The organism is Burkholderia sp. HMSC10F09, from assembly GCF_001806955.1.
GTDB lineage: Bacteria > Pseudomonadota > Gammaproteobacteria > Burkholderiales > Burkholderiaceae > Burkholderia > Burkholderia multivorans.
Window position 1 is genome coordinate 37,944 of the sequence record NZ_KV786583.1, and the last position, 14,018, is coordinate 51,961.

Genomic DNA, 14,018 nt, shown 5'->3' on the forward strand with positions numbered 1-14,018 from the left:
TGCAGCGAAAATCCCGGCGAACAGCCGCGGTTTCGTTATGATGACAACCTTTCGTTGTCGGGTATCGGGTGTCGAACCATGAAACTGCATCAGTTGCAGGCGCTCGTCGCGAGCGCCGAGGCCGGCAGCATCCGCGGCGCGGCGCGCACGCTCGGCTTGTCGCAGGCCGCCGTCACGCGCGCGCTGCGCGAGCTGGAGGCCGCCGAGCGGCTGCCGCTGCTCGTGCGCGCGCCGGAAGGGATCGGCTTCACCGAATACGGCAAGGCGCTGCTCACGCACGCGAAACTCGTACTGAAACAGCTCGAGCAGGCGCACGACGATCTCGCGCGGATGCGCGGCCGCGTCGACGGGCGGCTGAGCATCGGCGTGACGCCGTGGCTCACGCTGACGTTTCTCGCGGAGACTGTGCTGCGCTTTCGCGAACGGATGCCGGACGTGCGTCTCGAACTCTACGAAGCGCTGATGGCCGTCGCGCAACCGCTGCTGCGGGACGGCAGCATGGATTTCGCACTGGGCCACGTCCACCCCGGCAGCGGCGCGCAGGAATTCGCATTCGAGCCGATGCTGCGCTACGAGACGGCGGTGATGGTGCGCGCGGGGCATCCGCGCGAGCGCGCACGCTCGATCCACGATCTGCTCGACGACGACTGGGTGCTCAATTCGACGGCCGACGGTCAGACGGCGCTCGTCGACTATCTGTTCACGCGGCACGGCGCGCGCATCGACGAGCGGCGCATCGTGCGCGCGCAGTCGGTGTCGATGCTGCAGACGATGCTCGAGCAGGCCGACATGTGCACGTGGTGCCCGACGATCCTCGCCGCGGTGCCGTCATTCGGCGAACGGATGTGCGCGCTGTCGCTGAAGGAGACCTTCGAGCCGCGCGAGCTCGGTGTCGTCACGCGCCGCAGCAGTACGCTCAGCGAGGCCGCGCGCTGCTTCATCGAGTGCCTGCTGCACGTGATCCGGCGGCATGCGCGGTCGGCGCGCAAGGAAGACCTCGCGCTGTTCAAGACCGTGTCGCTGCTGATCTGACGCGCCACCGAACGGTTAAGATGGAAGCCTTGCCCGCGTCCGCCGAGGAGTTCCGATGCCTGCCCATCTCCACCTGTTGCTGCCGCTCGCCGGCGTGCTGCTGCTGAGCGTCGTCAGCCCCGGACCGAACTTCGTGATCGTCACGTCGACGGCCGTCGCATCGCGACGCGCGGGCGTGATGACGAGCGTCGGCCTCGCGGCCGCGTCCGGCACGTGGGCGGCCATCGCGATCGCCGGGCTGAGCCTGCTCGTCACGCATGTCGCGTGGGTGCATACCGCGCTGCGGATCGCGGGCGCAACTTATCTGCTGTGGCTCGGCGCGAAGATGATCGCGACCGCGCGGCGGCCGCTCGCCCTGTCGTCCGAGCCCGGCCGCTCGGGCTGGCGCGCCGCGCGCAACGGCTACGTGGTCAGCATGACCAATCCGAAGGCCGTCGCGTTCTACGGGAGCGTGTTTGCGCTGATGGTGCCCGCGCACGCGCCGGCGTGGTTCGCGCCGGCCGTCGTCGGCATCTCGATTGCGATCTCGGGCGCATGGTACGGCGCAATGGCGCTGCTCGCGTCGCATCCGACGGTGCGCCGGCTGCTGATCCGGCGCAAGGCCGTGCTCGATACGACGGCCGGCGTGCTGCTGATGGGGCTCGGCGGAAAGATGCTGGCCGGGCGGTGACGCACGGCGCGGTGCAGCGCGCGCGTTCCGCGACGCTGCGCGCTGCGCGATGCGGCGGCAGCTCGCGAGCCGTTCGCTCGCGGCGCGCCGTCGCAACGCAATGAAAACAACGTGCCGCGCGCAGCAGGGCCGTTACGCGAGACTGCTCGCATCGAATCGCGTCAAGGCGCAAGCCGCGTGAACACGTAGTCGTGCTGCTTCACGCGCGCCTGATGGCACGCAAAGCACGTCTGGTGCTGGCCAATGTCGGCCGGCACGCCGTCGATGAAGCGTCCGAAGCCCCAGCCGCCCGTCGATGCGTAGCGGCGCGAATCCTTCACCATCACCTGCACGGTCGTCGCCTGACCGGGCACCGTCGCGGGCGCGAACTCGTCGGACTGCTTGCGCTTGTAGGCGAGTTTCACGAGGATCGTGCCGTCCGGAAACGGCAGCGTCGCCCGCTCGAGCGCACGGATCGCGACCGGATTGCCGAGCACGACGCGCAACTCGTCGAGCGGCGCTGCTTCCTCGGCCGGCGCGACCATTTCCCATTTGCGATAGCCGGGCGGAATCGTCACGCCGTAGATCGGCGACGCGGCCGGTTTCGACGGGACGGTCTGCTCCGCGCACGCAACCGACGCGCTCGCCGCCCACGCGGCCGCGATCAGCATCCGTGCGGCGATCGCGCGGCCGCGCCGCGACGTGCCTGCTGCCGCGCGCATCACAGACGCTCCACGTGCAGGATCGCATCGGCGAATGCCTGCGGCGCTTCCTGCGGCAGGTTGTGGCCGATGCCGCCGGTAATCGTCCGATGCTGATACTTGCCGGTGAATTTCTTCGCATAGGCGGCCGGTGCAGGATGCGGCGCGCCGTTCGCGTCGCCTTCCATCGTGATCGTCGGCACGGTAATCGCGGGCCCTGCCGCGAGGCGCCGCTCGATCTCGTCGTATTGCGCCTCGCCGTTCGCGAGGCCGAGCCGCCAGCGATAGTTGTGAATCACGACGGCCACATGATCGGGATTCCGGAACGACGCGGCGCTGCGCGCGAACGTGTCGTCCGAGAAGGCCCACTTCGGCGATGCGAGCTGCCAGATCAGCTTGTTGAACGCATCGCAGTTCGCCGCGTAGCCCTGCGCGCCGCGCTCGGTCGCGAAGTAGAACTGATACCACCACTGCAGTTCGGCCTGCGGCGGCAACGGTTTGCGGTTCGCGTCCTGGCTGCCGATCAGGTAGCCGCTCACCGAGACGAGCGCCTTCACGCGCTGCGGCCACAGCGCAGCGATGATGTCCGCCGTGCGCGCGCCCCAGTCGTAGCCGCCGAACACCGCACGGTCGATCTTCAGCGCATCCATCAGCGCGACGATGTCGACGGCCGTCACCGCCTGCTGACCGTTGCGCATCGTGTCCGCCGAGCGGAACGTCGTCGACCCGTAACCGCGCAGGTACGGCACGATCACGCGATACCCGGCGGCCGCGAGCAGCGGCGCGACTTCCGCGTAGCTGTGGATGTCGTACGGCCAGCCGTGCAGCAGGAACACGACAGGGCCGTTTGCGGGGCCGACGTCTACATAGCCGACGTTCAGCAAACCGGCGTCGACCTGACGGATCGGGCCGAACGCGGCGCCGCCCGCTGCACGCGGCTGCGCCGCTGCGTCGGGCGCGCTCTGCGCATGCGCGAAGCCGCCGAATCCAAGGTCGGCCAGGCTCAGGCTCGCGAGCGCCGTGCCGAGAATCAGGCGGCGGCGGGTGTTCACGGTGTCGGACATCACTCGTTCTCCAAGGTCGATCGGTCGGGAAAGGGTCGGCGGCGTCGTGCGAACGCGTCGACTGCGTCGTTCGCCGCCACGTCGCCGAGCGACCGCGGCAGGCGTGCACGACGCTTCACCGGTTTTATATCCGAACGATCCGGACGGTTTGTATCTCACCGTATCCGGCTTTGCGCACGACACACAGCGATTCAAAAATCGCGGCGAAACGACGCTTTCCGGAGAATCGGCACGGTGCCGGCTCGCGCACGAGCCGGCGCGGCCGCTGCGCTCAGAGCGCCTTCACGATCGCGCCGTCGACGCGAATGTTCTGGCCGGTGATGTAGCCGGCGCCGTCGGACAGCAGGAACGCGACCGTCTTCGCGATCTCGGCCGTCTTGCCGAAGCGGCCGGCGGGAATCCGCGCGACGATCTCCGGCGTTTCCGGCCAGCTGTCGATGAAGCCGGGCAGCACGGCATTCATGCGGATGTTGTCGCCCGCGTAGCGCTCCGCATAGAGACGCGTCCACGCGCTCAGCGCCGCGCGCAATGCCGACGACACCGGCATCGGCTGCTCCGGCGCATCGGCCGCGAAGCTCGAGATATTGACGACCGCTCCGCCGCCCTGCTTCTGGAACACCGGCGTCACGCGGCGCATGACGCGCACGACGTTCAGCAGGATCAAGTCGAGCCCCGCATGCCAGTTGTCGTCGGTAATCGACAGCAGATCGCCCTTCGGCGGATGGCCCGTGTTGTTCACGACCGCGTCGATCCGGCCATAGCGCGCGAGCGTGTCCCGCACGAGCCGTTCGATATCGGCTTCCTCGGTGACCGACCCGCGGATTCCGAAGCCGCCGAGTTCGTCGCCGAGCGCGACCGCGCTGCCGGACGGCGACATCAGCGCGACGCGATACCCGCCCGCCGCCAGTTCGCGCGCGATCGCCGCGCCCATGCCCTTGCCCGCCGCCGTGATCAGCGCCACTTTTTCTACAGTCACGATGTGCTCCTCGTCACGATGCTTTCGCCGCGCAGCCGCCAGCCGGCGCGCCTCGGTGGTAATGTAGGCGCATCGCGCATCGCTGTCGAACCAGTATTTCTGCGCACCGCCAATAGATTTTCTACAGTCATTCGATGCCGCCCCGCATTTCCCGTCTGCCGCCGCTGAATGCGCTTCGCGCCTTCGAAGTCGCGGCGCGCCATCTGAATTTCCGCGCAGCCGCCGACGAGATCGGCGTCACGCAGGGCGCGGTCGCGCAGCAAGTGCGCCATCTGGAGGACGTGCTGGGGCTGAAGCTATTCGAGCGCCTGCCGCGCGGGCTCGCGCTCACGCACGACGGCGCCGCGTATTTCTCGGACGTGCAGCGCGCGCTGCATGCGATCGCCGACGCGACCGACCGGCTCGTGAAGCGCCGCGCGACGCTGACGATCAGCACGACGCCGTCGTTCGCGTCGAAGTGGCTGATCCCGCGGCTCGCGCAGTTCACCGACGCGCATCCGGATATCGACGTGCGCGTGATCGCCGATCAGCAGCTCGCGACGTTCCGTCACGACGGCGTCGATCTCGCGATCCGCTATGGAAAGCCGCCGTTCGGCAAGCACCTCGCCGCGCACGCGCTGTTTCCGCTCGACGTATGCGCCGTATGCAGCCCCGCGCTGCTCGCGGCGCCTGCGTCGCCGCGCGCGCTGGCCGGCCACGTGCTGCTGCACGATGCGCACGACTTGTGGCCCGCGTTCATCGCGGCGCTGCCCGATCCCGTCGACGTCGATCCGCACAAAGGGCTGCGCTTCAACCAGACGTCGCTCGCGATCGATGCGGCCGTCGCGGGGCAAGGTATCGCGCTCGCGACCGATCCGCTCGTCGAACGCGACGTCGCCGCCGGACGACTGTGCAAGCCGTTCGATTTCGCGTTTCCACTGTCGGTCGGGTTCTATCTCGTGTACCCGGCCGAGCGGCGCGACGACGACGCGATCGCAGTGATGCGCGACTGGATGATCGGCGCGGCCGCGTCGGACCCGCGCGAGTGAACGCGCGGTCGCGCCGTCGCGTCAGTTGTAGCCGAGCACGGCCGGCGCAGCATCGCCCGCGTCGGCCGCGTCGGCTGATTCGGCGCCGAAACGGCCGAGCACGTCGGCGACGTACTGCGGGCCCGCGCTGATCTGCGACGACCGATGCTCGACAGGGCGCAGGCGGGCCGAATGGCGCGCGTTGGCGGTGGCGGTGTCGTCGACGATGACGTTCATGCTGTTCTCCTCAAGCGGCCAGCGCCGCGCGATAGGCGCGCGCGAGACGCGCGACGCCTTCCCGGATCGCCTCGACGTCCGGCGCGGCGAACGACAGGCGCAGCGATGCGTCGTCCGGGTTGTCCGCGAAGAACGCGTTGCCCGGCACGAACACGACCTTGTTCGCGATCGCCTGCTGCAGCAGCGCCGCCGACGACACCGCACCGAGCCGCGCCCAGACGAACATCCCGCCTTCGGGCCGGTGGAATTCGATCGCGTCGCCGAAACCGTCGCGCAGCGCATCGCACATCGCGTCGCACTTGCGCCGATATGCGGCGGCGATGCGCGGCAGATGACGTTCGAGCGCGCCGTCCGCGAGATACTCGGCGGCGCTCGCCTGCGTCCACGGCGTGCTGCAGAGGTCGACCGTCTGCTTGGCGATCACGCAGCGCCGCGCGATTTCGGGCGGCGCAATCGTCCAGCCGACACGCAGCCCCGGCGCGACGATCTTCGACAGGCTCGCGAAATGCACGATCCAGTCGCGTGCGCCGTCGACTTCGGCGGCGAGCGCGAGCATCGACGGCACCGCTTCGCCGGCAAAACGCAGGTCGCCGTACGGATCGTCCTCGACGATCAGGAACCGGTGCTGCACGGCAAGGCGCAGCAGCTTCAGGCGACGCTCGCGCGTGAGCGTCGCGCCCGTCGGATTCGCGAAGGTCGGCACCGTGTAGAGCAGCTTCGGCTGCGCGATCGTGCCGTCGGCGAGCCGCGCGGCGAGCCGATCGACGTCGACGCCTTCACCGTCGACCGGAATCGTGACGATGTGCGCCTGCTGCAGACGCATGGCCTGCAGCGTCGCCGGATAGGCGGGCTGTTCGGTCAGCACGACGTCGCCCGGCGACACCAGCACGCGCAGCAGCAGGTCGAGCCCCTGCTGCGAGCCGGTCGTGACGAGCAATTCGGCCGGCGTGCACGCAACGCCGCGCCGCGCCATCAGCGCGATCAGCTGCTGCTTGAGTTCGGCGAGCCCGTCGGTCGGCCCGTACTGCAGACAGCGCACCGGCTCTTCATACGCGCGTGCGGCGGCCGCGGCGAGGCCGTCCGTATCGAACAGGTCGCTGGCCGGATAGCCGCCCGCGAAGGAGATCATCCCCGGCTCGGCGAGATACTTGAACAGCTCGCGAATCGGCGAGCCGGCGGGATGCTGAAACGAGGGAGTGAACGCGTACATGTCGTCGTGGGCTCAATGGCGGCGAACGGCCGGGATGGCCGCCGCGCGCCGGCCGGCGCGGCGCATCGCGCGCCGCGGACGGCGAATTCGAGCCACGATTGTCGACAGTCATTAAGGCCGCCGCAAACGATATCTATGCACTAGGTCTTGCGCTTTGGTCATCACGTCGCGGTGGCGCGGCGTTCGGAAACGCGGTGCGGCCGCGGGCGCTGCCGCCGATCGTCGAAGCACTTCGCGATCCGCGTCGGTGGACCTGCGCTGCCGCGCCTTCCGCGCGGCGCACGGCGACACGCGACGTCGGCGGCAAAACGTCGACGTGTCCAAAAAAAAGAAGGCGCCGCCCGGTTTCCCTGGCGGCGCCCTGTCGCGGACGCTGCGGCGAACCTGCGTCGCCGCAGCCGGACTGCGTGCTTAGACCTGCACGGTGTCGGCGACTTCCTTGAAGTCTTCGATCTGGTCGAAGTTCATGTACTTGTAGATCTTGTCGCCGTTCGCGTTGATCACGCCGATGTCGGCCATGTACTCCTCCTTCGTCGGGATCCGGCCGAGTCGCGAGCAGATCGCCGCCAGTTCCGCCGAGCCGAGATACACGTTCGTGTTCTTGCCGAGACGGTTCGGGAAGTTGCGGGTCGACGTCGACATGACCGTCGCGCCTTCGCGCACCTGCGCCTGGTTACCCATGCAGAGCGAGCAGCCCGGCATTTCGGTACGCGCGCCGGCCGTGCCGAACACGCCGTAGTGACCTTCCTCGGTCAGCTGCTTCTGGTCCATCTTGGTCGGCGGGGCGACCCACAGCTTGACCGGAATGTCGCGCTTGCCTTCGAGCAGCTTCGATGCCGCACGGAAGTGGCCGATGTTGGTCATGCACGAACCGATGAACACTTCGTCGATCTTCGCGCCGGCGACGTCGGACAGCGTCTTCACGTCGTCCGGATCGTTCGGGCAGGCGACGATCGGCTCGTGGATGTCCGCGAGGTCGATCTCGATCACGGCAGCGTATTCTGCGTCCGCGTCCGGCTCGAGCAGCTTCGGATCGGCGAGCCATTGCTCCATCGCCGCGATCCGGCGCTGCAGGCTGCGCGCGTCCTGATAGCCCTGCGCGATCATCCACTTCAGCAGCGTGATGTTGCTGTTCAGGTACTCGATGATCGGTTCCTTGTTCAGACGCACCGTGCAGCCGGCCGCCGAACGCTCGGCCGACGCATCCGACAGCTCGAACGCCTGTTCGACCTTCAGATCCGGCAGGCCTTCGATCTCGAGAATGCGGCCCGAGAAGATGTTCTTCTTGCCCTGCTTCGCGACCGTCAGCATGCCCTGCTTGATCGCGTACAGCGGAATCGCGTTGACCAGATCGCGCAGCGTCACGCCCGGCTGCATCTTGCCCTTGAAGCGGACCAGCACCGATTCCGGCATGTCGAGCGGCATCGTGCCGGTGGCCGCCGCGAACGCGACGAGGCCCGAACCTGCCGGGAAGCTGATGCCGATCGGGAAGCGCGTGTGCGAGTCGCCGCCGGTGCCGACGGTGTCGGGCAGCAGCATGCGGTTCAGCCACGAGTGGATCACGCCGTCGCCCGGACGCAGCGAAATGCCGCCGCGCGTGCTGATGAAGTTCGGCAGCGTCTGGTGCGTCTTCACGTCGACCGGCTTCGGATACGCGGCCGTGTGGCAGAACGACTGCATCACGAGATCGGCCGAGAAGCCGAGGCACGCGAGATCCTTCAGCTCGTCGCGCGTCATCGGGCCCGTCGTGTCCTGCGAGCCGACCGAGGTCATCTTCGGTTCGCAGTACGTGCCCGGACGCACGCCCTTGCCTTCCGGCAGACCGCATGCGCGGCCGACCATCTTCTGCGCGAGCGTGAAGCCCTTGCCGCTGTCGGCCGGCTGATGCGGCAGACGGAACAGCGTCGACGGCGGCAGACCGAGCGCTTCGCGCGCCTTCGCCGTGAGCCCGCGGCCGATGATCAGCGGAATGCGGCCGCCTGCGCGCACTTCATCGAACAGCACGTCGGACTTGACCTGGAATTCGGCGATCACTTCGCCGTTCTTCAGCGCCTTGCCTTCGTACGGACGCAGCTCGATGACGTCGCCCATTTCCATCTTCGACACGTCGAGCTCGATCGGCAGCGCGCCGGCGTCTTCCATCGTGTTGTAGAAGATCGGCGCGATCTTGCCGCCGAGACACACGCCGCCGAAGCGCTTGTTCGGCACGTACGGAATGTCCTGGCCGGTGAACCACAGCACCGAATTGGTGGCCGACTTGCGCGACGAGCCCGTGCCGACCACGTCGCCGACGTACGCGACGAGATGGCCCTTTTCCTTCAGCGATTCGATGAACTTGACCGGGCCGCGCTTGCCGTCTTCTTCCGGCGTGATGCCGGGGCGCGCGTTCTTCAGCATCGCGAGCGCGTGCAGCGGGATGTCCGGGCGCGTGGTCGCATCCGGCGCCGGCGACAGATCGTCGGTGTTGGTTTCGCCCGGCACCTTGAACACGGTGACCGTGAGGCTTTCCGGCACTTCCGGACGGCTCGTGAACCATTCGGCGTCGGCCCAGCTCTGCATCACGGCCTTCGCGTTCGCGTTGCCCTTGTCGGCGAGTTCCTTCACGTCGTGGAACTGGTCGAACATCAGCAGCGTTTTCTTCAGGGCATCGGCGGCGACCGCGCCGACTTCGGCGTCGGACAGCAGCTCGATCAGCGGCTGAATGTTGTAGCCGCCGAGCATCGTGCCGAGCAGTTCGGTCGCACGCGCACGCGAGATCAGCGGGCAAGCGGTCTCGCCCTTCGCGACGGCCGCGAGGAAGCCGGCCTTCACGCGCGCCGCTTCGTCGACGCCTGCCGGCACGCGATGGGTGATCAGATCGAGCAGCGTCTGCTCTTCGCCGGCCGGCGGGTTCGTCAGCAGTTCCACCAGTTCGGCGGTTTGCTGGGCCGTCAGCGGCAGGGGGGGAATACCGAGCGCGGCGCGGGCGGCCACGTGAGCACGAAAGTTTTCAAGCATGGGGGGACCTGCTGATGTTGCGTTTCAGGGGAAGGCTTTTCAGGCGCTCCGAGGCTGTTCCGGGCACTGCATCGACGCCGATTCTAATCGCAATGGCGGGGAGCGTCAAATGTCTTATGTCTTATATAAGAGTTGAAAGCCGGCGGAAACGGCGCCGGGCGCAATGGGTCGTTGCGGGGTTCGGGGGAATGGGGGCGGAGCGGGGGCGCCTGTATTGCGGCACGTGAATCGACCTTTCGCGCAGGCGGCGCCTGTCCGACGACAACCGGCTATCGCGAACGCCGCAACGGCCCGATGCGAACCGCGCCCGCGGTTGACGGCTTTCGAACTGTAACGCATCGTTTTGAAACGTTACTGACCGATACCTTACCGCCATGCACTCACGCTTCGACCGCTTTCGGGCTACCCCCATCGGCAGGCAACTGGAGGCACTGATCGATTCGCCGACGCGTTATATCGAGTTCGCAGCGCTGTCCCGCGCCGGCGTCGCGGCCATCGCGGCGATCGCCGACGAGGTCGCGCAGAAATTTCCCGAAATCGAAGCGGATACGACGGCGCGGCAATTCTGCGGCGCGATGGTCGCCGACGTGATGCGGCGTCACGGTCACGACCTCGTCCAGGCGCGCGGTCGGATCGGCGGGCCGTTATTCACGTACGGCGCGGTGTTCAGCCCGCGCCCGATCGCGTTGTCGTTCGACAAGGTGGTCGACGCACTCGCGCGCATGCCGGACACGCTCGCCGAATACGTCGCGCGGTTCCCGGCCGCGCAATGGACGACGCGGCCGGACGGCACCGGCTTCTCTCTTGTCGAGCACGTGTGCCATCTTCGCGATCTGGACGTCGTGTTCGCGCGAAGAATCGACGCGGTCCGAACGACCGCGTTACCGGTTCTCGAGTCGGTAGACGGCACGGCGCTCGCGGAACGGCTCAACTATCTCGAACAGGATCTGCGCGACGCGCAGGCGGCATTCGCGCGCTCGCGCAAGCGGCTTTGCGGCGCACTGAGCCAACTCGCGCCCGAACAACTCGCGCGCTGCGGGCTGCGCGACGGCGTGCGTCGCATGACGCTCGAAGAGCTCGTACGCGAACCGCTCGATCACGATCGCACGCATTGTCTTGAGCTCGACGAGCTGGCGTGCGAGCTCGGCTGCGCGCCAGCGGCCGTCGAATAGCGAAACAGACGTCGCAGGTTTGCACAGCGACCGCGCCGCGCCAACCGCCCCTCCCGCTGCCCGCGAACCCACAGAAAAAAAGCCCGACACAGTCGGGCCAATGGGTAGAAACAAGGAGAATCCCGCCCGCCACACCGGGCGTTCCCGCCGCACTACACGACGTTCTTTTCGACGATCGGCCGGTTTTCGAGCACGCGCGACCAGCCGAGCGGCGACAGGTCGAGCGTCGCATAGCGGCCGCCGAGAATCAGTTCGCTGACGCCGCGGCCGGTCGCCGGGCCCTGCTGCAAGCCGTGGCCGCTATAGCCGTTCGCGAACACGACATTGTCCAGATCGGGGTGATAGCCGATGATCGCGTTGTGATCGAAGACGTTGTATTCGTAGTAGCCGGACCAGCAGTTCTCGACGCGCAGCGCCTCGAACCCGGGCACGCGATGCGCCAGCGTCGGCCAGATCACGTCGTCGAACAGCGCATGATCGACCTCGTCGAGCGGCAGATCGTCCGGATCGTTGTCCGCGCTCGGCGACGTGCCGCAGATATACGTCCGCCCTTCCGGCCGGAAATACACGCCGGTCGGATCGATCAGCAGCGGGCAGTCGGCGAGCTTCGCCGGCGACGATACGTTGAAGATGCTGCGGCGCCGCGCGTACACGGGGATGTCGATCCCCATCATCGCGGACAGCGCACGCGTCCACGCGCCGGCCGCATTGACCAGCGTGTCGCATGCGTAGCGCTCGCCGTCGTTCGTGACGACGTGCGTGATCCTGCGGCCGTCGCGCACGACGCCCGTCACGTCGGAGGCGACGTAGCGCGCGCCGAGCGCCTGCGCCTTCTTGCGCAGCGCCTGGACGAGCCCGTAGCCGTCGAACCAGCCTTCGCCGCTGGCGCCGTACGCGCCCGACACGAGATCGTCGACGTTCAGCCAGGGGAACTTCGCGCGCAGCGCGTCGCGGTCCATCAGCCGGATATCGGCGCCGAGGCGCGTCTGCAGCGCATGGTTCTCGCGCAGCGTCGCGTCGCCGGCCGGCGTCGCGAGAAACAGGTAGCCGCCTTCGTGCAGATCGATCGACGGCCGGTTGCCGTCCACTTCGAGCCGCTCGCCGAGCGTGCGCAGAAACTCGATCCCGAACAGCGACATCTCGATCGACAGCGGCGTCGAAAACTGCTGACGGATCGAGGCGGCCGACAGTGCCGACGACGACTTCGCGTACGACGGATCGCGCTCGATGACGGTCACGGCGACCGTCGGATCGGTGGCGCGCAGAAAGTAGGCGATCGAGCTGCCGATCACGCCACCGCCGACGATGACGATTTGAGAACTCACGACTGACTCCGGTTTGACGTAAAAGGCGCGACCGGCCGGCCGCGCCCGAAAGAGGTTGAGCTCGCGTCCGCGTCCGGTCGCCGACGGTATTTCAGCATGTCCGTCGGCGCCGCGAAAGCGGCGCGCGGCGCGTTCAGTCCGCCGATTTCGTCGTGACGGGCTGCCACGCGGCGTTCTTCACTTCGTACAGCGTCGAGCTCGGATTCTTGAGGTCGCCCGTCTCGGTGAACGCGATCGTGCCGGTGATGCCGTCGTACTGCGTGCGCTTGAGCGCCGCATTGAAATCGGCCGGCTTCGTCGAGTTCGCCTTCTGCATCGCGTTGATCGCGATCCACGTCGCGTCGTACGCGAACGGCGCATACGCGAGCATGTCGACGCCGTACTTCTGCTTGAATTTCGTCTCGAACAGCTTGCCCTTCGCGAGTCGCGACAGCGGCTGTCCGTACTCCCACACGGCCGCGCCTTCCGCCGCACTGCCGGCGAGCTTGATGAAGTTCGCGTTCATCACGCCGCCGCCCGCGAGGAACTGCGCGCGAATGCCGAGCTGGCGCATCCGCTTCACCAGCATGGCGGACTGCGCGTCCAATCCGCCGAAAAACACCAGATCGGCGTTCACGCTCTTGATCTTCGTGAGCTGCGCGCTGAAGTCGACGGCCTTGTCGTTCGTGAATTCGCGCGCGACGATCGTGCCGCCGTTCGCCTTCACGGCCTTCTCGAACTCGTCGGCCTCGCCCTGGCCGAACGCGGTGCGATCGTCGATGATCGCGATGCGCTTGGCCTTCGTGATGCTCGCCGCATACGCACCCGCGTTGCCGGCGTTCTGCGTGTCGGTCGCGATCACGCGATAGACGGTGCCAAGGCCCGCGCGCGTGATGTCCGGATTGGTCGCCGACGGCGTGATCATCGGAATGCCGGCCTTCGCGTAGATCTTCGAGGCGGGCAGCGTCGTGCCCGAATTGAAGTGGCCGATCACGACCGCGACCTGCCCGTCCGTCAGCTGCTGCGCGGCCTGTACGCCGATGCGCGGATCGCTCTGGTCGTCCTGCGACGTCACGACGAACTTCACCGGCTTGCCGCCGATCGTCGTGCGCGCCGCGTTCGCTTCGTCCACGGCCATCCGCACGCCGTTCTCGATGTCCTTCCCGTATGCGGCGCCGCCGCCTGTCAGCGGCACGGCTACGCCGACCTTGACGATCGCTTCCTGCGCATGGGCCGCGCCCGTCGGGAGCGCGAGGTTCGCAACGGTCAGCGCGGCGGCGGAAAGTAGGCGGAGGCGGAACGTCATCGGGGCAGTCCTCTTGTTCTGAGCGTCGAAATGCGACGCGCGGCTGCGCGTCGGCGCGCCTCCCGCGCGTCGACCGAGCGGTCTGCGGTCCGGTCTCCGGGAACCTTTCACCGCGAGGGAGGTGAAAGGATTGTGGGTAGCCAATACCCGAGCGGCAAACGAAATATCGGAACTATGTTGTGCGTAATCGTCATCAAGTCACGATGGCGCGACCGCCCGCGCGGCACGCGTCGGCTGACTGCCGACGAATCGACGAAACGCCTGCCGCGCGCCGGCGCCGGGCTGCGCAGCGGTGCCGAATCGCGCCGGTCATGCGAACGCGGCATCGAGCCGCGCCGCGTCGCCGCGCACGAGCGTGAGCCG

At 67.7% G+C, this 14,018-nt stretch carries 12 protein-coding genes; 4 read left to right on the forward strand and 8 right to left on the reverse strand.

Going from position 1 to position 14,018, the window contains the following annotated elements; all coding sequences use genetic code 11:
• Positions 1 to 78: 78 nt before the first annotated feature.
• Together HMPREF3115_RS06070 and HMPREF3115_RS06075 are read left to right on the forward strand one after the other, a co-directional pair.
• A complete protein-coding gene (locus HMPREF3115_RS06070; protein ID WP_070553722.1) occupies positions 79 to 1,032 on the forward strand; it encodes a LysR substrate-binding domain-containing protein in 954 nt (317 codons plus the stop codon).
• Between the two features lie 55 nt (positions 1,033 to 1,087).
• The gene (locus HMPREF3115_RS06075) at positions 1,088 to 1,702 is read left to right on the forward strand and encodes a LysE family translocator (protein WP_006411064.1); all 615 of its coding nucleotides are present in this window, start codon (positions 1,088 to 1,090) and stop codon (positions 1,700 to 1,702) included.
• Positions 1,703 to 1,863: 161 nt separating this feature from the next.
• On the opposite strand, the gene HMPREF3115_RS06080 is transcribed toward HMPREF3115_RS06075, so the two are convergent.
• The 3 genes from HMPREF3115_RS06080 to HMPREF3115_RS06090 form a co-directional block, all read right to left on the reverse strand.
• Positions 1,864 to 2,403, reverse strand: coding sequence for a cytochrome P460 family protein (locus HMPREF3115_RS06080; protein WP_053297974.1), 540 nt, complete (start codon positions 2,401 to 2,403; stop codon positions 1,864 to 1,866).
• Complete coding sequence (locus tag HMPREF3115_RS06085; protein WP_070553724.1) at positions 2,403 to 3,446, reverse strand: alpha/beta fold hydrolase; 1,044 nt, start codon at positions 3,444 to 3,446, stop codon at positions 2,403 to 2,405. Before HMPREF3115_RS06085 ends, HMPREF3115_RS06080 begins: the two co-directional genes overlap by 1 nt.
• Before the next feature lie 271 nt (positions 3,447 to 3,717).
• Positions 3,718 to 4,422, reverse strand: a complete 705-nt coding sequence (locus HMPREF3115_RS06090) for an SDR family oxidoreductase (RefSeq protein WP_070553726.1) — start codon at positions 4,420 to 4,422, stop codon at positions 3,718 to 3,720.
• A gap of 134 nt (positions 4,423 to 4,556) precedes the next feature.
• Between HMPREF3115_RS06090 and gcvA the strand changes: the two genes are divergently transcribed.
• Positions 4,557 to 5,450 (forward strand): transcriptional regulator GcvA, encoded by an 894-nt coding sequence (gene gcvA, locus HMPREF3115_RS06095; protein ID WP_070553727.1) that lies wholly within the window; start codon positions 4,557 to 4,559, stop codon positions 5,448 to 5,450.
• A 21-nt stretch (positions 5,451 to 5,471) separates the two neighbouring features.
• On the opposite strand, the gene HMPREF3115_RS06100 is transcribed toward gcvA, so the two are convergent.
• From HMPREF3115_RS06100 to acnB, 3 genes are all read right to left on the reverse strand, one after another.
• A complete protein-coding gene (locus tag HMPREF3115_RS06100) occupies positions 5,472 to 5,666 on the reverse strand; it encodes a hypothetical protein (RefSeq protein WP_006411615.1) in 195 nt (64 codons plus the stop codon).
• Between the two features lie 10 nt (positions 5,667 to 5,676).
• A complete protein-coding gene (locus tag HMPREF3115_RS06105) occupies positions 5,677 to 6,876 on the reverse strand; it encodes an aminotransferase-like domain-containing protein (protein ID WP_070553729.1) in 1,200 nt (399 codons plus the stop codon).
• Positions 6,877 to 7,287: 411 nt separating this feature from the next.
• Positions 7,288 to 9,873 (reverse strand): bifunctional aconitate hydratase 2/2-methylisocitrate dehydratase, encoded by a 2,586-nt coding sequence (gene acnB, locus HMPREF3115_RS06110; RefSeq protein WP_006397781.1) that lies wholly within the window; start codon positions 9,871 to 9,873, stop codon positions 7,288 to 7,290.
• 374 nt (positions 9,874 to 10,247) lie between these two features.
• Between acnB and HMPREF3115_RS06115 the strand changes: the two genes are divergently transcribed.
• Positions 10,248 to 11,045, forward strand: a complete 798-nt coding sequence (locus HMPREF3115_RS06115) for a DinB family protein (RefSeq protein WP_070553731.1) — start codon at positions 10,248 to 10,250, stop codon at positions 11,043 to 11,045.
• 152 nt (positions 11,046 to 11,197) lie between these two features.
• On the opposite strand, the gene HMPREF3115_RS06120 is transcribed toward HMPREF3115_RS06115, so the two are convergent.
• Both HMPREF3115_RS06120 and HMPREF3115_RS06125 read right to left on the reverse strand, forming a co-directional pair.
• Positions 11,198 to 12,370, reverse strand: coding sequence for an NAD(P)/FAD-dependent oxidoreductase (locus tag HMPREF3115_RS06120; protein ID WP_070553733.1), 1,173 nt, complete (start codon positions 12,368 to 12,370; stop codon positions 11,198 to 11,200).
• Between the two features lie 133 nt (positions 12,371 to 12,503).
• The gene (locus HMPREF3115_RS06125) at positions 12,504 to 13,655 is read right to left on the reverse strand and encodes a branched-chain amino acid ABC transporter substrate-binding protein (protein WP_006404434.1); all 1,152 of its coding nucleotides are present in this window, start codon (positions 13,653 to 13,655) and stop codon (positions 12,504 to 12,506) included.
• Positions 13,656 to 14,018: the final 363 nt, after the last annotated feature.

Bases quoted from the DNA above. Each gene is read 5' to 3' on its own strand.
- HMPREF3115_RS06105 (WP_070553729.1), bottom strand. From the start codon at position 6,876: ATGTACGCGTTCACTCCCTCGTTTCAGCATCCCGCCGGCTCGCCGATT.
- HMPREF3115_RS06115 (WP_070553731.1), top strand. From the start codon at position 10,248: ATGCACTCACGCTTCGACCGCTTTCGGGCTACCCCCATCGGCAGGCAA.
- acnB (WP_006397781.1), bottom strand. From the start codon at position 9,873: ATGCTTGAAAACTTTCGTGCTCACGTGGCCGCCCGCGCCGCGCTCGGT.
- HMPREF3115_RS06070 (WP_070553722.1), top strand. From the start codon at position 79: ATGAAACTGCATCAGTTGCAGGCGCTCGTCGCGAGCGCCGAGGCCGGC.
- HMPREF3115_RS06100 (WP_006411615.1), bottom strand. From the start codon at position 5,666: ATGAACGTCATCGTCGACGACACCGCCACCGCCAACGCGCGCCATTCG.
- HMPREF3115_RS06080 (WP_053297974.1), bottom strand. From the start codon at position 2,403: ATGCGCGCGGCAGCAGGCACGTCGCGGCGCGGCCGCGCGATCGCCGCA.
- HMPREF3115_RS06085 (WP_070553724.1), bottom strand. From the start codon at position 3,446: ATGTCCGACACCGTGAACACCCGCCGCCGCCTGATTCTCGGCACGGCG.
- HMPREF3115_RS06125 (WP_006404434.1), bottom strand. From the start codon at position 13,655: ATGACGTTCCGCCTCCGCCTACTTTCCGCCGCCGCGCTGACCGTTGCG.
- gcvA (WP_070553727.1), top strand. From the start codon at position 4,557: ATGCCGCCCCGCATTTCCCGTCTGCCGCCGCTGAATGCGCTTCGCGCC.
- HMPREF3115_RS06075 (WP_006411064.1), top strand. From the start codon at position 1,088: ATGCCTGCCCATCTCCACCTGTTGCTGCCGCTCGCCGGCGTGCTGCTG.